The 17,009-nt window shown below is 65.4% G+C and carries 18 protein-coding genes; 7 read left to right on the top strand and 11 right to left on the bottom strand.

Annotation, left to right across the window (positions count from 1 at the left end; genetic code table 11):
- Positions 1 to 4: 4 nt before the first annotated feature.
- Positions 5 to 904 carry a 50S ribosomal protein L3 N(5)-glutamine methyltransferase gene (prmB, locus tag K6T56_10725; protein MCL6556825.1) on the top strand — a complete coding sequence of 300 codons (900 nt, stop codon included), beginning with the start codon at positions 5 to 7 and terminating at the stop codon, positions 902 to 904.
- A 17-nt stretch (positions 905 to 921) separates the two neighbouring features.
- Here the strand turns inward: prmB and K6T56_10720 are convergent, their stop codons facing one another.
- From K6T56_10720 to K6T56_10685, 8 genes are all read right to left on the bottom strand, one after another.
- Positions 922 to 1,443: a DUF302 domain-containing protein gene (locus K6T56_10720; protein MCL6556824.1), complete on the bottom strand. Its 522-nt coding sequence runs from the start codon at positions 1,441 to 1,443 to the stop codon at positions 922 to 924.
- A gap of 100 nt (positions 1,444 to 1,543) precedes the next feature.
- The gene (locus K6T56_10715) at positions 1,544 to 2,326 is read right to left on the bottom strand and encodes a pseudouridine synthase (protein MCL6556823.1); all 783 of its coding nucleotides are present in this window, start codon (positions 2,324 to 2,326) and stop codon (positions 1,544 to 1,546) included.
- Positions 2,319 to 3,065: an SMC-Scp complex subunit ScpB gene (scpB, locus tag K6T56_10710; protein MCL6556822.1), complete on the bottom strand. Its 747-nt coding sequence runs from the start codon at positions 3,063 to 3,065 to the stop codon at positions 2,319 to 2,321. The genes K6T56_10715 and scpB overlap by 8 nt, the downstream gene beginning before the upstream one ends.
- Positions 3,052 to 3,897 carry a segregation/condensation protein A gene (locus K6T56_10705; protein ID MCL6556821.1) on the bottom strand — a complete coding sequence of 282 codons (846 nt, stop codon included), beginning with the start codon at positions 3,895 to 3,897 and terminating at the stop codon, positions 3,052 to 3,054. Before K6T56_10705 ends, scpB begins: the two co-directional genes overlap by 14 nt.
- Before the next feature lie 53 nt (positions 3,898 to 3,950).
- Complete coding sequence (locus K6T56_10700; protein ID MCL6556820.1) at positions 3,951 to 5,153, bottom strand: tryptophan--tRNA ligase; 1,203 nt, start codon at positions 5,151 to 5,153, stop codon at positions 3,951 to 3,953.
- 9 nt (positions 5,154 to 5,162) lie between these two features.
- Complete coding sequence (locus tag K6T56_10695) at positions 5,163 to 5,825, bottom strand: site-2 protease family protein (GenBank protein MCL6556819.1); 663 nt, start codon at positions 5,823 to 5,825, stop codon at positions 5,163 to 5,165.
- Complete coding sequence (locus tag K6T56_10690; protein ID MCL6556818.1) at positions 5,826 to 6,455, bottom strand: threonylcarbamoyl-AMP synthase; 630 nt, start codon at positions 6,453 to 6,455, stop codon at positions 5,826 to 5,828.
- Between the two features lie 37 nt (positions 6,456 to 6,492).
- Positions 6,493 to 7,341, bottom strand: a complete 849-nt coding sequence (locus K6T56_10685) for a PHP domain-containing protein (protein MCL6556817.1) — start codon at positions 7,339 to 7,341, stop codon at positions 6,493 to 6,495.
- A 174-nt stretch (positions 7,342 to 7,515) separates the two neighbouring features.
- Here K6T56_10685 and K6T56_10680 point away from each other — a divergent pair, with 174 nt between their 5' ends.
- From K6T56_10680 to K6T56_10660, 5 genes are all read left to right on the top strand, one after another.
- Positions 7,516 to 8,055, top strand: a complete 540-nt coding sequence (locus K6T56_10680) for a septation protein A (protein MCL6556816.1) — start codon at positions 7,516 to 7,518, stop codon at positions 8,053 to 8,055.
- Complete coding sequence (locus K6T56_10675; GenBank protein MCL6556815.1) at positions 8,055 to 8,357, top strand: YciI family protein; 303 nt, start codon at positions 8,055 to 8,057, stop codon at positions 8,355 to 8,357. Before K6T56_10680 ends, K6T56_10675 begins: the two co-directional genes overlap by 1 nt.
- On the top strand, positions 8,354 to 8,638 hold the full coding sequence (locus K6T56_10670) for a BolA family transcriptional regulator (protein ID MCL6556814.1): 285 nt from the start codon (positions 8,354 to 8,356) through the stop codon (positions 8,636 to 8,638). Before K6T56_10675 ends, K6T56_10670 begins: the two co-directional genes overlap by 4 nt.
- A complete protein-coding gene (locus K6T56_10665; GenBank protein ID MCL6556813.1) occupies positions 8,635 to 9,474 on the top strand; it encodes a peptidylprolyl isomerase in 840 nt (279 codons plus the stop codon). The genes K6T56_10670 and K6T56_10665 overlap by 4 nt, the downstream gene beginning before the upstream one ends.
- Before the next feature lie 154 nt (positions 9,475 to 9,628).
- A complete protein-coding gene (locus K6T56_10660; protein ID MCL6556812.1) occupies positions 9,629 to 10,465 on the top strand; it encodes an HDOD domain-containing protein in 837 nt (278 codons plus the stop codon).
- A gap of 24 nt (positions 10,466 to 10,489) precedes the next feature.
- Here the strand turns inward: K6T56_10660 and purL are convergent, their stop codons facing one another.
- Positions 10,490 to 14,449: a phosphoribosylformylglycinamidine synthase gene (purL, locus tag K6T56_10655; GenBank protein MCL6556811.1), complete on the bottom strand. Its 3,960-nt coding sequence runs from the start codon at positions 14,447 to 14,449 to the stop codon at positions 10,490 to 10,492.
- 68 nt (positions 14,450 to 14,517) lie between these two features.
- Positions 14,518 to 14,724, bottom strand: coding sequence for a DUF3330 domain-containing protein (locus K6T56_10650; GenBank protein MCL6556810.1), 207 nt, complete (start codon positions 14,722 to 14,724; stop codon positions 14,518 to 14,520).
- Between the two features lie 86 nt (positions 14,725 to 14,810).
- On the opposite strand from K6T56_10650, the gene K6T56_10645 reads away from it, so the two are divergent.
- Positions 14,811 to 16,319: an NAD(P)H-hydrate dehydratase gene (locus K6T56_10645; protein ID MCL6556809.1), complete on the top strand. Its 1,509-nt coding sequence runs from the start codon at positions 14,811 to 14,813 to the stop codon at positions 16,317 to 16,319.
- 213 nt (positions 16,320 to 16,532) lie between these two features.
- Here the strand turns inward: K6T56_10645 and K6T56_10640 are convergent, their stop codons facing one another.
- Complete coding sequence (locus tag K6T56_10640) at positions 16,533 to 16,940, bottom strand: dioxygenase (GenBank protein ID MCL6556808.1); 408 nt, start codon at positions 16,938 to 16,940, stop codon at positions 16,533 to 16,535.
- Positions 16,941 to 17,009: the final 69 nt, after the last annotated feature.

Here is a 17,009-nt window from a genome sequence, read left to right as displayed (position 1 = left end):
TGCACTGCTCGCCCGCGCGCGCAAGGAACTTTTCACGGTGCGCGACCTGCTGCGCTTCGCGGTGAGCCGCTTCAACGAAGCCGGCCTCTTTTTCGGCCACGGCACCACCAATGCCCACGACGAGGCGGCTTATCTCATCCTGCACACCCTGCACCTGCCCCTCGACCGACTGGAGCCCTATCTGGACGCCCGCCTGCTGCCGGAGGAGGTGGAAGCGGTGCTGCGCATCATCGAGCAGCGGGTGACCACGCGCAAACCCGCGGCCTATCTCACCCACGAGGCCTGGCTGGGCCCCTACCGTTTCTATGTGGACGAACGGGTGATCGTCCCCCGCTCCTTCATCGCCGAGCTGTTGCAGGAGGGACTCGCGCCCTGGGTGGACGATGCGGCGGCCATCGAGACGGCCCTGGACCTGTGCACGGGATCGGGGTGTCTAGCCATTCTGCTGGCGGAGGCTTTTCCCCAGGCGCACGTGGATGCCGTGGATCTCTCCGCCGAAGCCCTGGAGGTTGCCGAACGCAACGTGGCGGACTATCACCTGCAAGCCCGGGTGAGTCTCATCCGCTCCGATCTTTTCAAGGCCCTCAAGGGCCGTCGCTACGACGTGATTGTGAGCAACCCGCCCTATGTGGACGCGCAGGCCATGCAGTCCCTGCCGGCGGAATACCGCCACGAGCCCCGGCTCGCCCTGGCGGGCGGGGAGGATGGCTTGGATGCGGTACGGCGCATCCTCGACGAGGCCGCCGGTTATCTGAATCCGGGTGGCCTGCTCATCGTCGAGGTGGGGCACAATCGCGCCCGCCTGGAAGCGGCATTCCCCCACCTGCCCTTCACCTGGCTGGAAGCGGGCGGCTCCGACGAATTCGTCTTCCTGCTCAGTCGCGAAGACCTTCGGCCACGCTGAGCCTGCGGCTGCCTGCCTTAGAGTTCGCCGTTGGCGGCCGCGCGCATGATGTTTTCCAGCATGTCGCGCACCTCGATGGCCTTGGCCTTGAGCTCCGGCTTCAGATTGGCGGCGTTGATGAGCAGGTTGAGGTCCATCATCACCACCCAGCCCTGCCCTTTTTCGTCCTCCACCAAAGCGATGCGGCAGGGCAGATAGGCGGCGAAATCCAGGCTGTAGTCCAGCATCTGGCGGGCCGTCATGGCATCGCAGAACTGGAAGATGGTGGCATAACGCGAAGGCTTGCCGGTGATCGCCTCCACCTGCCTGGAGAGCGGCAGCTCCGCCACCAGCTTCATGTTGAGGGCATTGGCGCGCAGCTTCATGGACTGCTCCGCATCTTCCAGGGACACGCCCTTCGCCAAGGGCATGCGGATCACCGTCTGCGCCAGGGTGAGCGCGGGCGCGGCGGGGCGGGAAGCCTTGCGCACCGAACCCGCGTGGGCGGCGGGAAGCACGAGGATGGTGGAGAGGAAAAGGAAAACGAAAAGCCTGCGCATAGTCAAAGTCCCCGATGAGGTTACACGATGAAGGAGGCCCGATGCGCCCTTGCGTCGGGCCGGATTCCGCCAGCATAACAGAAAAGACGGCCGCGCCCCTTCAGCCTGCGCGGCGCGCCCGTGGTCGGGCAGACTCACGGCGGGGCGGGTTGAGCCCCACCTCCTGCAACAGGGCCGCCACCTGCGCCCGGTCAAGTTCGAGAAACTGCCCGCGCCGCAAACGGGGCGGCAGCCGCAGGCTGCCGTAACGCACGCGGATGAGGCGCGAGACCATGAGCCCCACCGCCTCGAAAAGGCGCCGCACTTCCCGTTTGCGTCCTTCGCGAATCACCACGTGGTACCAGTGGTTGGCCCCTTCCCCGCCACGATCCTCGATGTGTTCCAGGCGGGCCGGCTGCCCGTCGATCTCCACGCCGGCCAAAAGTCGCTGCACCTGTTCGGCGCCAAGACGCCCCATCACCCGCACGGCGTATTCCCGCTCCACCTGGTAGCGCGGATGCATGAGCCGGTTGGCAAGCTCCCCTGAGGTGGTGAAAAGGAGTAACCCGCTGCTGTTGAGATCGAGGCGGCCCACGGCGATCCATTTGGCGGTGCGTAGCCGCGGCAGGTTGCGGAAGACGGTGGGCCGGCCCTGGGGATCGGCCTTGCTGACGATCTCCCCTTCCGGCTTGTTGTAGAGCAACACCCGCGGCAGCCGCCTCTCCTTAAGACGCAGGCGTACCGGCTTGCCATCGACGAAAACACGGTCCCGGGCGGTGACGGTCTGGCCCAGCGTGGCAATGCGACCGTTGACCTTCACCCTGCCGGCGCGGATCCAATCCTCGATCTCCCGCCGCGAGCCCAGCCCCGCCGCGGCGAGGACCTTCTGCAGACGTTCAGACATCGGCGGCTGCCGTCTCCGCACCGCGGCCGCCCAGATCCTCGATCACCGCCTCGATGGTATCCCCCGCCCGCGCGCCCGCGGCATCCTCCGCGCTTTCGATGCTCTCACGTAGCACCGGCTCACCGTCGGCGGCGGCAGTGGTGGAGGCCACCTCTGCCTCGCCCGCCTGTCCCTCATCTTCCCCGGAAGCCGCCTCCGGCTGCGGCAGAAGCAGGGATTCATCGGCCACGAACTGATCCAGGGCCGGCAGCTCCTGCAGGGAACGCAGGTTGAGGTCGTCCAGGAACTGTTTCGTGGTGGCATAGAGAGCGGGGCGTCCCGGCACCTCCCGGTGCCCAACCTGATCGATCCAGCCGCGCGCCTCCAGGGTCTTCAGGATTTGCGGCGAGACGGAAACGCCGCGGATGGCCTCGATATCGCCGCGGGTGACCGGCTGGCGGTAGGCGATGATGGCCAGCGTCTCCAGCACCGCCCGGGAATACCGCGGGGGTTTCTCCGGATGCAGACGGTCCAGATACACCTGGTATTCCGGCTTGGTCTGAAAGCGCCAGCCGCTTGCCACCTGCACCAGCTCCACCCCGCGGTCCGCCCAGTCGGTGCGCAAGGCGTCGAGCACCTTGCGCAGATTGTCGTGATCGATTTCCGTGTCGAAGAGCCGGGCAAGCTGCTGCAGGGAGAGGGGTTCCTGGCTGGCAAGCAGGGCCACCTCCAGCACCCGCTTGACCTCATCGAGATTCAGGTTCTGGTTCATCGCTGTCGTCGTCGGCGAGTTTGACGTAGATGGGGGCATAGACTTCCGCCTGGGTGATGCGGATTGCACCCTGTTTGGCAAGCTCCAGGATGGCGAGGAAGGTCACCACCAGTTCCGGCACGCCGGCGGCCGGATTGAACAGCTCGCTGAATTCCTTGTACCCCTCCACGGAGAGCACCCGCAACAGCCGGCTCATGTGTTCCCGCACCGAGAGTTCCTCGCGGGTGATGCGATGGTGCACATTGCGTCGGGCGCGGGCAACGATGGCTTCCCAGGCGGCGGCGAGATCGGCCGCACTCACTTGGGGGAGCCTTTCCCCGGCGATTTTTTCCACGTACACCCGCACGAGCTGCAGGTCGCGGCCCACCTGGGGCAGCTCGTCAAGCCGGCGCGCCGCGTACTTCATCTGCTCGTATTCCAGCAGCCGCCGCACCAGCTCCGCCCGCGGGTCCTCCGGCTCCTCCGCCCCCTCCTCCCGCGGCGGCCGGGGCAACAGCATGCGGGACTTGATCTCGGTGAGCATGGCCGCCATCACCAGATATTCCGCGGCGAGCTCCAGTTGGCGGGCGCGGATACGCTCCACGTATTCGATGTACTGGCGGCACAGCTCCGCCATGGGAATGTCCAGGATGTCGAGATTGTGCCGGCGGATGAGATAGAGCAGCAAATCCAGCGGCCCCTCGAAGGCCTCCAGGATCACTTCCAGCGCATCGGGGGGGATGTAGAGGTCCGCCGGCAGTTCCGTCAGCGGCTCGCCATAGACGCGCGCGCGAATACCGGGCGGGTGCACCGCGGCGGGCGCGGCAGAGGCTTCGGTCATCATTTTGGTCATTTTACCGGAGTCGGCACCGGCCCCGCCAAGGCGGGAAGGGCTCAGTCGTAGTCGAGGCCCATGGCGGCGCGCACCTCGCGCAGGGTTTCCTGGGCCAGTTCCCGCGCTTTTTCGCAGCCGTCGGCGACCAGATTGCGCACCAGCGTGGGGTCCTCCTCATAGGGTCGGGCGCGCTCGTGCATGGGCTTTTGTTCCTCGAGCACGGCATCGATCACCGGCTGCTTGCACTCCAGGCAACCGATGCCGGCCGTGGTGCACCCCTCCCGCACCCACTGCCGGGTGGCATCGTCGGAGTAGACCAGGTGGAACTGCCAGACCGGGCATTTTTCCGGTGTACCAGGATCAGTCCGGCGCACGCGGGCCGGGTCGGTGGGCATGGTGCGGATTTTTTTTACCACACTGTCGGGTGCCTCGCGCAGGCCGATGGTATTGTGATAGGACTTGGACATTTTCTGGCCATCGAGCCCTGGCATGCGCGAGGCCTCGGTAAGCAGCGCCTCCGGCTCGGGCAGGATCATCTTGCCGCTGCCCTCCAGGTAGCCGAAGAGCCGCTCGCGGTCGGCCAGGGAAAGATTCTGGGCTTCGCCGATCAGGGCCTTGCCCGCCTCCAGCGCCCCTTCGTCGCCTGCCTGCTGATAGCGGGTGCGCAGCTCCTCGTACAGGCGCGCCTTTTTCGCCCCCAGCTTCTTCACCGCCAACTGGGCCTTCTCCTCGAAGCCCGGCTCCCGCCCATAGAGGTGATTGAAGCGGCGCGCGATCTCCCGCGTGAATTCAATGTGGGGCACCTGATCCTCCCCCACCGGTACCCGGGTGGCGCGGTAGATGAGGATGTCGGCGCTTTGCAAAAGCGGATAGCCCAGGAAACCATAGGTGGAGAGGTCCCGGTCGGCGAGTTTCTCCTGCTGGTCCTTGTAGGTGGGCACCCGTTCCAGCCAACCCAGGGGCGTCATCATGGACAACAGCAGATGCAGCTCCGCATGCTCCGGCACCCGGGACTGGATGAAGAGCGTCGCACTGGCCGGGTTGACCCCGGCGGCCAGCCAGTCGATGACCATGTTCCAGACGTTTTCCGCAATCGTATGGGGGCTGTCGTAGTGGGTGGTCAGCGCATGCCAGTCCGCGACGAAGAACAGGCACTCGTATTCATGCTGCAGACGAATCCAGTTCTTCAGCACCCCGTGATAGTGGCCGAGGTGCAGACTGCCCGTCGGGCGCATGCCAGAAAGTACACGTTCAGCAAACATGGAGGCATCCTAAACGGCGAACAGAGTGAGCAGAAGCCGGGTGGTGAGGACCACCAGGGGCCATAACACGGCACCCAGCACGCCCGTCACCAACAGCACGACCAGAATCATGAGGCCATAGGGCTCGATGCGGGCGAAGCGGTAGGCATAGGGGTTTGGCAAAAGGCTTACGGCAATGCGGCCACCATCGAGCGGCGGCAGGGGAAAGAGATTGAGCACCATGAGGATGACGTTGATGAGGATGCCCTTCTCGGCCATGGCATAGAACCATTCGCCCACGCCACCGGCGGGGAAATTGCCGCTCACATTCGCCACCATGATCCACAGGATGGCCATCACCAGATTGGCCCCCGGCCCTGCCGCCGCCACCCACAGCATGTCCCGCTTGGGATGGCGCAGGCGGCTGAAATTGACCGGCACCGGTTTTGCCCAACCGAACAAAAAGCCCTGCCCCGCCAGCGCGGTGGTGAAATAGATCACCAGGGGCACCAGGATGGTGCCCACCGGGTCGATGTGGCGCAGCGGATTGAGGCTGATGCGGCCCGCCGCCCATGCCGTCGGATCGCCGAAATGCCGCGCCACGTAACCATGTGCCGCTTCGTGCAGCGTGATGGCGAACAGCACTGGCAGCGCCAGCACCGAAACCTCCCGCAGGATCGAGTCGAAATCCATTCAGTGCTCCAGACCAAAGGACGCCAGGCTACCCCGGCCCTTGCGCAATACGACGGGGCTTTCTCCGGTGAGATCGATCACCGTGGTGGGCTCCACGCCGCAGGAACCCGCATCCAGGATGAGGGCCACGCGGTTGCCCAGACGTTCGCGGATTTCCTCCGCATCGTTGAGGGGCAGCGCCTCCCCCGGCAGGATGAGGGTGGTGGAAAGCAAAGGTTCTCCCAGAGCTTCGAGGAGGGCAAGCGCCACCGGATGATCCGGCACCCGGATGCCGATGGTGGCCCGTTTCGGGTGCTGCAGCCGGCGAGGCACCTCCCGCGTCGCCTGCAGAATGAAGGTATAGGCACCGGGCGTGTGCGCCTTGAGCAGCCGGAACTGCTGGTTGTCCACCCGGGCATAGACGGCGATCTCCGACAAATCCCGCACCATGAGCGTCAGATGGTGCTGCTCGTCGAGGTCCCGGATGCGCCGCAGCTCCCGCTCCGCATCCTTGTCTCCCAGGCGACAGCCGAGGGCATAGCAGGAATCCGTGGGATAGACGATCACGCCACCGTGGCGCACGATGTCCGCCGCCTGCCGGATCAGGCGCGGCTGCGGGTTTTGCGGGTGAACGGAGAAATACTGCGCCATGGGGGGAGGAGAGCCGCCGCCTTGCCGCGGCCCATGCTCAGGCGGCCGCCGGCAGCACCTCGGGCCAGTCCTGCCAGATGGGGGTGAGCCCCTCGGGCAACGCCGGCAGCCGCCCCATGTCCACCTCGTTGTGGCCCGGTCCGTGATAGTCGGAGCCGCGTGAGGCAAAAAAACCGAATTCCCGCACGAGCCGGGCGAAGCGCTCCTGTTCCGCTGGGCGCTGGCTGCCGGAAACGACTTCGATCCCCTCCCCGCCAAGGTCGCGGAATTCGGTGAACAATTCATGCACTTCGACGGGGGTAAGGTCATAGCGGCCGGGATGGGCGATAACCGCCAGGCCCCCGGCGCCGTGAATCCAGCCCACCGCGTCCTCAAGCGAAGCCCAGGTGTGCTCCACATAGCCGGGCTTGCCCCTGACCAGATAATGGCGGAAGACGCTGCGCACATCCGCCGCATAGCCCCGCTCCACGAGAAAACGCGCAAAATGGCTACGGCTGATGACCTGCCCGCTCACCGCGGCGGCAGCCTCAAGACTGCCGTGGATGCCGATGCGGTCGAGCTCCTCGGCGATGCGTCGGGCGCGGGCCAGACGCGAGGCGCGCAGTTGCGCCAGGCCCGCATTGAGAGTGGGGTCGGCCTCGTCGATCCGCAGCCCCACGATGTGCACGGTTCGGCCCCGCCAGGTGACGGAGATTTCCACCCCGCTTACCAGGTGGATGCCCCACAGGGCCGCCTCCTCCCGTGCTTCGGCAATGCCCGCCACATCGTCATGATCCGTCAGCGCCAGCACGCGCACGCTCTGGGCGCAGGCGTGCCGCACCAGCTCGCGTGGGGTGAGCAGACCGTCGGAAATCGTAGAATGGGCGTGCAGATCGACCGCTTGCATGACATGGCTGCCGGATGCGGCAAATCATAACAAAAACGCCGCCCCCCGTCTGCCACGCGGAAAAATTGGGACTGGCGCCTGCGCCGTGCTACACTTCACGCCGCAACCGTTTCCGGGCCGGGCGCAAAGTCACGCTTTCCCGGGGCGCGCCGTTCATCCACGCCGGCTTCCCCCATGAAGTTTTTCTTCGATCTTTTTCCGGTCATTCTCTTTTTCATCGCCTACAAGGCCTATGGGATTTACACCGCCACGGCGGTGGCGATCGCCGCCACCTTCGCCCAGATCGGCTGGATGTGGCTGCGCCACCGCAAAGTGGATACCATGCTCTGGGTGAGCCTGGTGCTCATCGTTGTTTTCGGCGGTGCCACCCTGTGGCTGCATGATCCCGTCTTCATCAAGTGGAAGCCCACGGTGCTCTACTGGCTCTTTGCCGTGGTGCTGCTGGCAGCGGAACGCCTGTTCGGCCGCAACCTGATTGCGGCCATGATGAAAAACCAGATCAAGCTGCCGGATGCCGTCTGGCACCGCCTCAATCTGAGCTGGGCGACCTTTTTCGCCTTCATGGGCGGTCTCAACCTGGTGGTCGCCTATCGTTTCTCGGAAGCGGCATGGGTCAACTTCAAGCTGTTCGGCTTCCTGGGCATCATGCTGGTGTTCATTTTGTTGCAGGGGCTGATGCTGGCCAAATACGTCGAGGAAGGGGAAGGTTCCTGATGTTCTACGCAATCTGGGCGGAAGACGTGCCGGACAGCCTGGCCAAGCGGCAGGCGGCGCGTCCGGCACATCTTGCGCGGCTCGAGGCCTTGCAGAACGAGGGCCGTCTGCTGCTGGCGGGCCCCTGTCCCGCCATCGACAGCGTGGATCCCGGGCCGGCGGGCTTCACCGGCAGCCTCATCGTCGCCGAATTTCCCTCCCTGGAAGCGGCGCGCGCCTGGGCCGAGGCCGATCCCTACGTCGCTGCCGGCGTCTATGCGCGGGTCACGGTCAAACCCTGGCGCAGGGTGTTTCCCGCATGAGCACCATCGAACAGATGCGGCACCGGCTCGCTGCGCTGGCGCCGCAACACCTGGAAATCATCGACGACAGCCGTCTGCATGCCGGTCACGCCGGGGCACGCGAAGGCGGGCACTACCGCCTTGTCATCGTCTCCGAACGTTTCCAGGGTCTGCCCACGCTCGCCCGCCATCGTCTCGTTTACGAAACCCTGGCCGAACTGATGCAGAAGGGTATTCACGCCCTGAGCATCAGCGCAGCCACTCCCGATGAATTTTTTTCCACCCGAGAGGAGACTCCATGAAATCCGCCACCACCCGTGTGCTGTTCGCCCTGTTCGGCACCCTCTTCACCCTCACCGCCTGCAACGCGCAGCCGGCCGCCAAGAACGGCAACGAAGCCGCGGCCGCCACGGTCAACGGCACGCCCATCAAGCAATCCCTCATCGATGCCTTCATGCAGCAGCGTGCCGCGCAAGGCGCGCCGGACACGCCGGAAGCGCGCAAAGCCGTGCTGGAGGAGCTCATCAGCCGGGAGGTAGTTCGCCAGGCGGCAGTCCGGGAAGGCGTGGACAAGCGTCCCGACGTGCAGATGCAACTGGATCTCGCACGGCAGAACATCCTGCTCAATGCCTACGTGCAGGACTACATCAAGAAGCACCCCATCACCGAGGACATGATCAAGGCCGAATACGACAGGATCAAGGCCCAGATCGGTGACAAGCAGTACCACGCCCGCCACATCCTGGTGGCGGAGAAGAAAGAAGCCGAGGCCATCATTGCCCAGCTCGCCAAGGGTGCCAAGTTCGAGAAACTCGCCGAGCAGAAATCGAAGGATGCCTCTGCACGCAATGGCGGCGATCTCGGCTGGAACGTGCCCGCCGCCTACGTGAAACCCTTCGCTGATGCTCTGGTGGCCCTGAAAAAGGGCGAATACACCAAGACCCCGGTGCAAACCCAGTTCGGCTGGCACGTCATCAAGCTGGAGGACGTGAAGGATGCGCCCAAGCTGGATGAAATCCGGCCCCAGATCACCCAGCGCCTGCAGCAGCAGCAGATCCAGCAGCTCGCAGCCGACCTGCGCGCCAAAGCCAAGATCGAATACGCCAACCCGCCCGAAGCCAAGACCGAGAACAAGTAACCCAAACGCAAGCCGCGCCGGCTAGCCCGGCGCGGTTTTTTTCGCCCTGAGCCGGCATGGCCCTTCACACGACTGTCATCGTTCCACCCTAAAGCTCTTCACCCGACGCCCGATAATGTCTTCGCGACGCACTTCTAACTCAGGGCGACAAACCATGAATCGCGACACGACTCCCGGTCCGGAAATTGAAGCCCTCTTCGCCAAAGGTATCCACCTGCCGCCGCAGCCAAAAGTGCTGGCGGAGATCGATGCCCTGCTTCAGCGCAACGCCTGCAGCCTGCGCCAGGTCGCTGCCGTGGTGGGGAAAGATGCCGGGCTCACCGCCCGTGTGTTCAAGGCAGCCCACTCTCCCCTCTTCGGCGTCGGCCGGGAGGTGAGCAGCCTGGAACAGGCCCTCTCCCTCCTGGGTCTCCAACCGGCTTTGGTGATCATCAAGGGGGCGGCGCTGCGGGAGGCAGTGGGTGGCGAAGGTGGATCCCTCGAGGCTTTCTGGGAACGTGCCAACGACATCGCCCTGCTGTGCGGCCTAATCGCGCGGCGGCAAGCGGACGTGCTGGGCATTCCCGCCGGCGAGGCGCATCTGGCGGGCCTCTTCCACGACTGCGGCGTACCCATCCTCATGCAACGGTTCCCCGGCTACTGCCAGAACCTGCAACACGCCTGGCCAGACCTCGAGCAGGAGGATGCCGCCATCGGCACCTGCCACGCCGCCGTGGGTGCGCTTTTGGCGCGCAACTGGAAGTTGCCGGAAGCGGTCTGCCGTACCATCCGCCACCACCATGAAGTGGCCGACGATCTGCTCGCCGATCTTCCCCTTTTGGCGGTACTGCTCGCTGCCACGCATCTGCGCAATCTGTTCTACGGTTACGCCGAAGCTGGCTGGGAGAAAACCGAGCCGGCGGTGCTGGCCGCCCTCGGTGTGAGTCCCCTCACACGCAACGAGTTCGTTGACGAAATGCTCGCCCAGTTCGAGGAAAACCTCACCGCTTGATTTGCGCCGGGCAAGCGGCCTCCCTCAACCCACCCAGCGCCGCGCATTGCGGAACATGCGCAGCCAGGGGCCGTCCTCGCCCCAGTCGTCCGGATGCCAGGAGTACTGCACCGTGCGGAAGAGGCGTTCCGGATGGGGCATCATGATGGTGAAGCGCCCATCGGGCGTGGTGAGGCCGGTAATCCCTCCGGGGGAGCCGTTGGGGTTTAAGGGATAGGTTTCCGTGGGTCTGCCGTGGTGGTCCACGTAACGCAGGGCCACCAAGGCCTGCGCCCGTTGTCTTTCGTCGGCGAATTCCGCATACCCTTCGCCGTGGGCAACGACCACTGGCAAGCGGCTGCCCGCCATGTCGCGCAGGAAGAGCGACGGGCTGTCCGTCACCTCGACGAGCACGAACCGGGCCTCGAACTGCTCGGATCGGTTGCGCACGAAGTGGGGCCAGTTTTCCGCGCCTGGAATGATTTCGTGCAGATTGCTCATCATCTGGCAGCCGTTGCACACGCCCAGGGCAAAAGAATCGCCGCGCGCAAAGAATGCCTGGAATTCCTCCCGGGCCCGGGCATTGAAAAGAATCGACTTCGCCCACCCTTCGCCCGCCCCCAGCACGTCGCCATAGGAAAACCCACCGCAGGCGACGAAGCCAGCAAATGCCCTCAGAGAAATACGGCCATCGATGATGTCGCTCATGTGCACGTCCACCGCCTCGAAACCCGCGCGGTGGAATGCTGCCGCCATTTCCACTTGGCCGTTCACGCCTTGTTCCCGCAGGATGGCCACCCGCGGCCGCCGGCCCGTGGCAATGAAAGGGGCAGCAATGTCTTCACCGGGGTCGAAGGTGAGGTGCACGGAAAGCCCTGGATCGTCGGCCACGAGCAAGCGATCGTATTCCTCTTGGGCGCACTCTGGATTATCCCGCAGCCGCTGCATCTCGAAACTCGTCCGCGCCCAAAGCCTCTGCAGGGTGGCGCGGGGTGCGGCGTAAATCTCGTGGCCCTGGCGCAAGAAACGGATGGTGTCATCTCCGTTGAGGGTGCCGATCACGTGCAGCTCGCTACGCAGACCGGCATCGATGAAGGCCTCGAGCACCGCCGGCGTATCGGCGCGGCGAACCTGCAGCACCGCCCCCAATTCCTCGTTGAAGAGCACGGGAAAGATGTGCGCCGAATAAGCGCCGGGGGCAAGGTCCGGTTCCGGCTCACCGCGCCGCTCCACCCCGGCGCGGATGTGATCGAAACAGAGCTCGTCGAGGTCCACGGTGAGCCCCGTGTGACCGGCGAAGGCCATTTCGCACAGGGTCACGAAAAGCCCCCCATCGGAACGGTCGTGGTAGGCGAGAATCCTGCCGGCCCGGTTCAAGGCCTGCACGGTTTCGAAGAAGGCTTTAAGCTTGTCGGGATTGACCACATCCGGACAGCAATCACCCATCTGGCCGTACACTTGGGCCAGTGCCGATCCCCCCAGGCGGCCGCGACCGGCGCCTAGATCGATGAGGATCAGATCGGTCTCGCCCTGATCGGTGCGCAGTTGGGGCGTGAGGGTTCTGCGCGCATCCTCGACGGGAGCAAAGGCGGAGACGATGAGGGAAAGCGGTGCCGTCACCTCCTTGCGTTCGCCGTTTTCTTCCCAGACCGTCTTCATGGACAAGGAATCCTTCCCCACCGGGATGGCAAGACCCAGCGCGGGACAGAGTTCCAAAGCCACCGCTCGCACGGTATCGAACAGGGCCGCATCCTCTCCCGGATGGCCGGCCGCCGCCATCCAGTTGGCGGAGAGCTTGACCTTGCCGAGGCTTTCGATGGGTGCCGCAGCGAGATTGGTGATGGCTTCGCCCACCGCCATGCGCCCCGAAGCCGGCGCATCGATGAGGGCAAGTGGTGTGCGTTCGCCCACGGCGAAGGCCTCGCCGAGGTAGGTGTCGTAGCCTAGGGTAGTCACTGCGCAATCGGCCACAGGGACCTGCCACGGCCCCACCATCTGGTCACGGGCGGTGAATCCTCCCACGGTGCGATCACCGATGGTGATGAGGAACGTCTTGGCAGCCACGGCAGGCAGACGCAACACTCGCTCCACCGCCTCGGCAAGCTCCATGACGCTGAAATCGAGGGGCGGCAGGCGTCGCAAGAGGTGGCTTGCTTCGCGCACCATCCGCGGCGGCTTGCCGAGGATGACCTCCAGGTCCACATCCACCGGCCGGTTGCCGAAATGGGGATCCTCCACGACAAGACGCGACGCTTCCGTGGCTTGGCCCAGCACGGAGAAGGGGCAGCGCTCCCGCTCACAGATGGCTTGGAAGCGTTCCAGTGCGTCCGGGCGGATGGCGAGCACGTAACGCTCCTGCGCCTCGTTGCACCAAATCTGCATGGGCGACATGCCGGGTTCCTCGATGGGAATGCGGCGCAAATCGAGACGCGCGCCGCGGCCGCTGGCGTGCACCAGCTCGGGGAGCGCATTGGAAAGGCCGCCGGCACCCACGTCGTGGATGGAAAGAATGGGATTGTCTGGTCCCAACTGCCAGCAACGGTCGATTACCTCCTGGGCACGGCGCTGCATTTCCGCATTGCCCCGTTGCACGGAATCGAAATCCAGATTCTCGGCATTGGCCCCGGTATCCATGCTGGAGGCCGCGCCCCCGCCCAGACCGATGAGTAACCCAGGCCCGCCCAACTGGATGAGCAGGGCACCGGGCGGAACATGCGCCTTGTGCACGTGTTGTGCGGAGATGTTGCCAATACCCCCGGCGAGCATGATGGGCTTGTGATAACCCCGCACCTCCCCCGCCACCCGCTGCTCGAAGGTGCGGAAATAGCCGGCGAGGTTGGGACGTCCGAATTCGTTGTTGAAGGCCGCCGCGCCGATGGGGCCTTCCAGCATGATGGCAAGGGGCGAGGCGATGCGCCCGGGGCGCCCGTAGGGATTAGTCTCCCAGGGCTGCTCGAAACCAGGGATCACGAGGTTGGAGACGGAAAAACCCGTAAGCCCTGCCTTCGGTTTGGAGCCAGTGCCAGTGGCCCCTTCGTCGCGGATTTCCCCCCCGGCGCCGGTGGCCGCACCGGGATAAGGGGAGATCGCCGTCGGATGGTTATGCGTCTCCACCTTCATCAGGATATGCGTGAGATCGCTGTGGAAGCCGTAGACGCCGCTTTGCGGGTCGGGGAAGAAACGAGCCACCTCGGCCCCTTCCATCACCGCCGCGTTGTCGGCATAGGCCACCAACGTGCCTTCGGGATGCCGGGCATGGGTTTCGCGGATCATGGCGAACAGGGATTGGGCCTGCCTTTGTCCATCGATGATCCACTCGGCGTTGAAAATCTTGTGCCGGCAGTGTTCCGAATTGGCCTGCGCAAACATCATGAGCTCGACGTCGGTGGGATTGCGGCCAAGCCGGATGAAGGCCTCCACCAGGTAGTCGATTTCTTCGACAGACAAAGCAAGCCCCATCTCTCGGTTGGCCGCGACCAGAGCGTTGCGCCCGCCTCCCAGAACGTCCACGGTGGCAAGCGGCTTCGGCACGTGATGGGCGAAGAGCGCCTCCACCCCATCCAGGTCGGCGAGCACGGTCTCCGTCATGCGGTCGTGGATCAATGGCGCCAGCGCCGCCCGTTCGTGGACCTCCAAGGGCACCCAGCCGGGTTTGCCGAAATACCAGGCTACCCCGCGCTCGATCCGCTCCACCGCCTCCAGCCCGCAGTGATGGGCGATGTCGGTAGCCTTCGACGACCAGGGCGAAATGGTGCCGAGGCGGGGCACCACCAAAAGGAGGTCACCGCGCGCATCCCCTCCTGCCGTCGCCGGGCCGTAGGTGAGCAGCCTGCCCAGGCGTTCCCGCTCCTCAGCCGTCAACGGCCGGGAAAGCGCGGCAAAGTGCCAGAACTCGGCATGAACCGCCGTGACCGAGGGAACGACTTGGGCGAGGGAGTGCTTGAGTTTGTCGAGACGAAAAGGGGAAAGGGCGCTACGTCCCCGCAGCTTGAGAATCTGGGACATGTTCGGGTTTCGGCTGACGAAACCCGGATTTTAACCGAAACCGTCCTGAGCGAAGACCGGGGCGCGGCTCACGCCTTCATGCCAGCCTTTTCCTTCCACTTCGCCACGCACTCCAGACCGCAGAAATACTGCACGTAGTCTGGCCCTTCCGCGGTGAGCGCCACATCGGCCGGAATCTCTGACAGACAGGTGGCGCAGGATACGACTTGGCAGGCTTCGGTCTCGTCGCAGTTGACGATGGGTGCCCCACTGGGCGTATGTTTCTCGGCTACCATGGCGACCTCCTTTTTCCTTCGGCGGATAGCCCGCATGCTATATTGCGGCAGGCTCTTGCAAGTCTTTAGACAGCACGAAAGGCCAAATGTCCGAACCGCTGCCCATCTATCCCACGGCCGGCATCCGCGCCCTGGAAGCCGCCCTGCCCGCCGCCCGGCCCAGCCTCATGGAACGCGCCGGGCTCGCCGCCGCGGAGCTTGCCCGCGCCCTTGCCGAAGACGGGCGGCCCATCCTCGTTTTCGCCGGCCCGGGCAACAACGGCGGGGATGCCCTCGTAGCAGCGCGCCATCTCAAGGCGTGGTTCTACCGGGTGGATGTGGTATGCGCCGCCGATCCGACCCGCCTGCCCGCGGACGCGGCGGCAGCGTTTGCCGCCTGGCGGGCGGCGGGTGGCGGTTGTCTCAGCGAACCCCCGCGCGGCGGCGACTGGGGGCTTGTCATCGATGGCCTGTTCGGCATCGGCCTCACCCGGCCGCTTGGCGAACCCTATGGGACGTGGGTAGCCCAGATCAACGAGCAGGCAGCCCCCATCCTCGCCCTCGACATTCCCAGCGGCCTCGACGCAGACAGCGGCCTGGCGCTGGGCCCCACCGTACGGGCGCGGCACACCGTCACCTTCCTCGCCCTCAAACCCGGCCTGCTCACCGCCGATGGCCCCGATCATTGCGGCACGCTTCACCTGCGTACCCTCGACGTCCCGGCATCCCTCTTCCCCCCGCCGCCGGGCCGGCTGCTGGAAACCGCCATGGTGCGGGCGTTCGTGCGGCCGCGGCCCCGCAACAGCCACAAGGGCCGCTTCGGCACCGTCGCCGTGCTGGGTGGGGCGCCGGGGATGACGGGGGCCGCTCTCCTCGCCTCCCGCGCCGCCCTCGCCGCCGGGGCGGGTCGGGTCTATGCGGGGTTGCTCCATGAAGCCGCTTTGACGGTGGATTGCCTGCAGCCAGAACTCATGCTTCGGTCGCCGGCGACGCTGCCGGGGCTCGAGCCGGTCAACGTCATCGCCGCCGGCCCCGGCCTCGGCACCTCTGCAGCGGCGGTGGAGTATCTGCGGGCCGTCATCGGGCGAACGGTCCCCCTGGTGCTGGACGCCGATGCCCTCAACCTCATTGCCGCCGACCCTGCCCTGAAGGAAGCGGTGAGTCGGCGCAGCGCCCCCACCTTGATGACACCCCACCCGGCGGAAGCCGCCCGGCTGCTGGGCACGTCGGTGGAACAAGTGCAACGCCAGCGGGTGGAAACGGCCAGCCGCCTCGCCACCCGCTTCAACGCGTGGGTCGCCCTGAAGGGAGCGGGGACCGTCTGTGCCGGTCCAACCGACTCCTGGTTCATCAACACGAGCGGCAATCCGGGTCTTGCCAGTGCCGGCACCGGCGATGTCCTCACCGGCATCGTGGCAGCGCTCTTGGCGCAGGGTCTGGGCCCCCAGGAAGCCCTCCTCGCGGGTGTCCACGTCCACGGCTTGGCCGCCGACCGCCTGGTGGAACAGGGCATCGGCCCCATCGGGCTCACCGCCTCCGAACTGATCGGGGCGGTACGACGGCTACTCAACGAGTGGGCCTACGGCCTGAGCCGCCCTGCGGACGGGGTTGCCTGAAAGGCGATATCGTCTGGAAAGGCTGCTGCGTGCGGCTGGTAGGGGGTGTAGGCTTTCTTGTCCCCGGCGACGGTGACGCTGCGGGGACGGCGTTCCACCCCGTCGCGGCGGGGTCGGCAATCGCACTGCCGGGGCTGTTTGCGAAGTGATGGAACATCGAGCTAGCCATTGCCGTTGGCCCTGGGTGGGTGGAAAAGCGCGCTGGAAACGTGTTCAGCCGAAACGGAACGCACTTTGGACCGCGCCCAGGACGCGATCCTCGAAGCACTTCATGCCGCTGTCCGCGCCCCCCGCACCGGCGGCAACCAGAAGCGGGATGAGGTGCTCTTCGCGCGGATGGGCATCCCGTGCACCGGGTGCGCGAAACCATTCCGACAATCGCCGCGCACGCTCGGTGGCATCGGGGTGGACCACCGTGTCGGTGAGCCAGGCATCGAATTCGCATCCATGAATGGCTGTCGCGCCACCCCTTAGCGCGCGCATCATCACGCTCATGTTGTGGTAGGTGTTGCCGGAACCGATGATCAGCACGCCTTCATCGCGTAACGGCGCCAGCGCTTGCCCAGCCGCAAGATGCACCGCCGGATCGAGGTCGGCGCGCAACGACAGTTGCAGGTGGATTCAATCTCGAAGTGCAACGCGGCTGTATGATTGCATAAATACCTGATGAGGTGTTTTCCAGTTCAGGCG

The organism is Burkholderiales bacterium, assembly GCA_023511995.1.
Classification (GTDB): domain Bacteria; phylum Pseudomonadota; class Gammaproteobacteria; order Burkholderiales; family Thiobacteraceae; genus Thiobacter.
The sequence above is the reverse complement of the archived record's forward strand: the minus strand, read 5'-3'. Positions and strand labels throughout refer to the sequence as shown.

What these genes read in the sequence shown, in the direction of transcription:
- K6T56_10720 (MCL6556824.1), bottom strand. Translation starts at nt 1,443, where the DNA reads ATGCGCAGGCTTTTCGTTTTCCTTTTCCTCTCCACCATCCTCGTGCTT.
- K6T56_10715 (MCL6556823.1), bottom strand. Translation starts at nt 2,326, where the DNA reads ATGTCTGAACGTCTGCAGAAGGTCCTCGCCGCGGCGGGGCTGGGCTCG.
- K6T56_10705 (MCL6556821.1), bottom strand. Translation starts at nt 3,897, where the DNA reads ATGACCGAAGCCTCTGCCGCGCCCGCCGCGGTGCACCCGCCCGGTATT.
- K6T56_10700 (MCL6556820.1), bottom strand. Translation starts at nt 5,153, where the DNA reads ATGTTTGCTGAACGTGTACTTTCTGGCATGCGCCCGACGGGCAGTCTG.
- K6T56_10695 (MCL6556819.1), bottom strand. Translation starts at nt 5,825, where the DNA reads ATGGATTTCGACTCGATCCTGCGGGAGGTTTCGGTGCTGGCGCTGCCA.
- K6T56_10690 (MCL6556818.1), bottom strand. Translation starts at nt 6,455, where the DNA reads ATGGCGCAGTATTTCTCCGTTCACCCGCAAAACCCGCAGCCGCGCCTG.
- K6T56_10685 (MCL6556817.1), bottom strand. Translation starts at nt 7,341, where the DNA reads ATGCAAGCGGTCGATCTGCACGCCCATTCTACGATTTCCGACGGTCTG.
- K6T56_10680 (MCL6556816.1), top strand. Translation starts at nt 7,516, where the DNA reads ATGAAGTTTTTCTTCGATCTTTTTCCGGTCATTCTCTTTTTCATCGCC.
- K6T56_10675 (MCL6556815.1), top strand. Translation starts at nt 8,055, where the DNA reads ATGTTCTACGCAATCTGGGCGGAAGACGTGCCGGACAGCCTGGCCAAG.
- K6T56_10670 (MCL6556814.1), top strand. Translation starts at nt 8,354, where the DNA reads ATGAGCACCATCGAACAGATGCGGCACCGGCTCGCTGCGCTGGCGCCG.
- K6T56_10665 (MCL6556813.1), top strand. Translation starts at nt 8,635, where the DNA reads ATGAAATCCGCCACCACCCGTGTGCTGTTCGCCCTGTTCGGCACCCTC.
- K6T56_10660 (MCL6556812.1), top strand. Translation starts at nt 9,629, where the DNA reads ATGAATCGCGACACGACTCCCGGTCCGGAAATTGAAGCCCTCTTCGCC.
- purL (MCL6556811.1), bottom strand. Translation starts at nt 14,449, where the DNA reads ATGTCCCAGATTCTCAAGCTGCGGGGACGTAGCGCCCTTTCCCCTTTT.
- K6T56_10650 (MCL6556810.1), bottom strand. Translation starts at nt 14,724, where the DNA reads ATGGTAGCCGAGAAACATACGCCCAGTGGGGCACCCATCGTCAACTGC.
- K6T56_10645 (MCL6556809.1), top strand. Translation starts at nt 14,811, where the DNA reads ATGTCCGAACCGCTGCCCATCTATCCCACGGCCGGCATCCGCGCCCTG.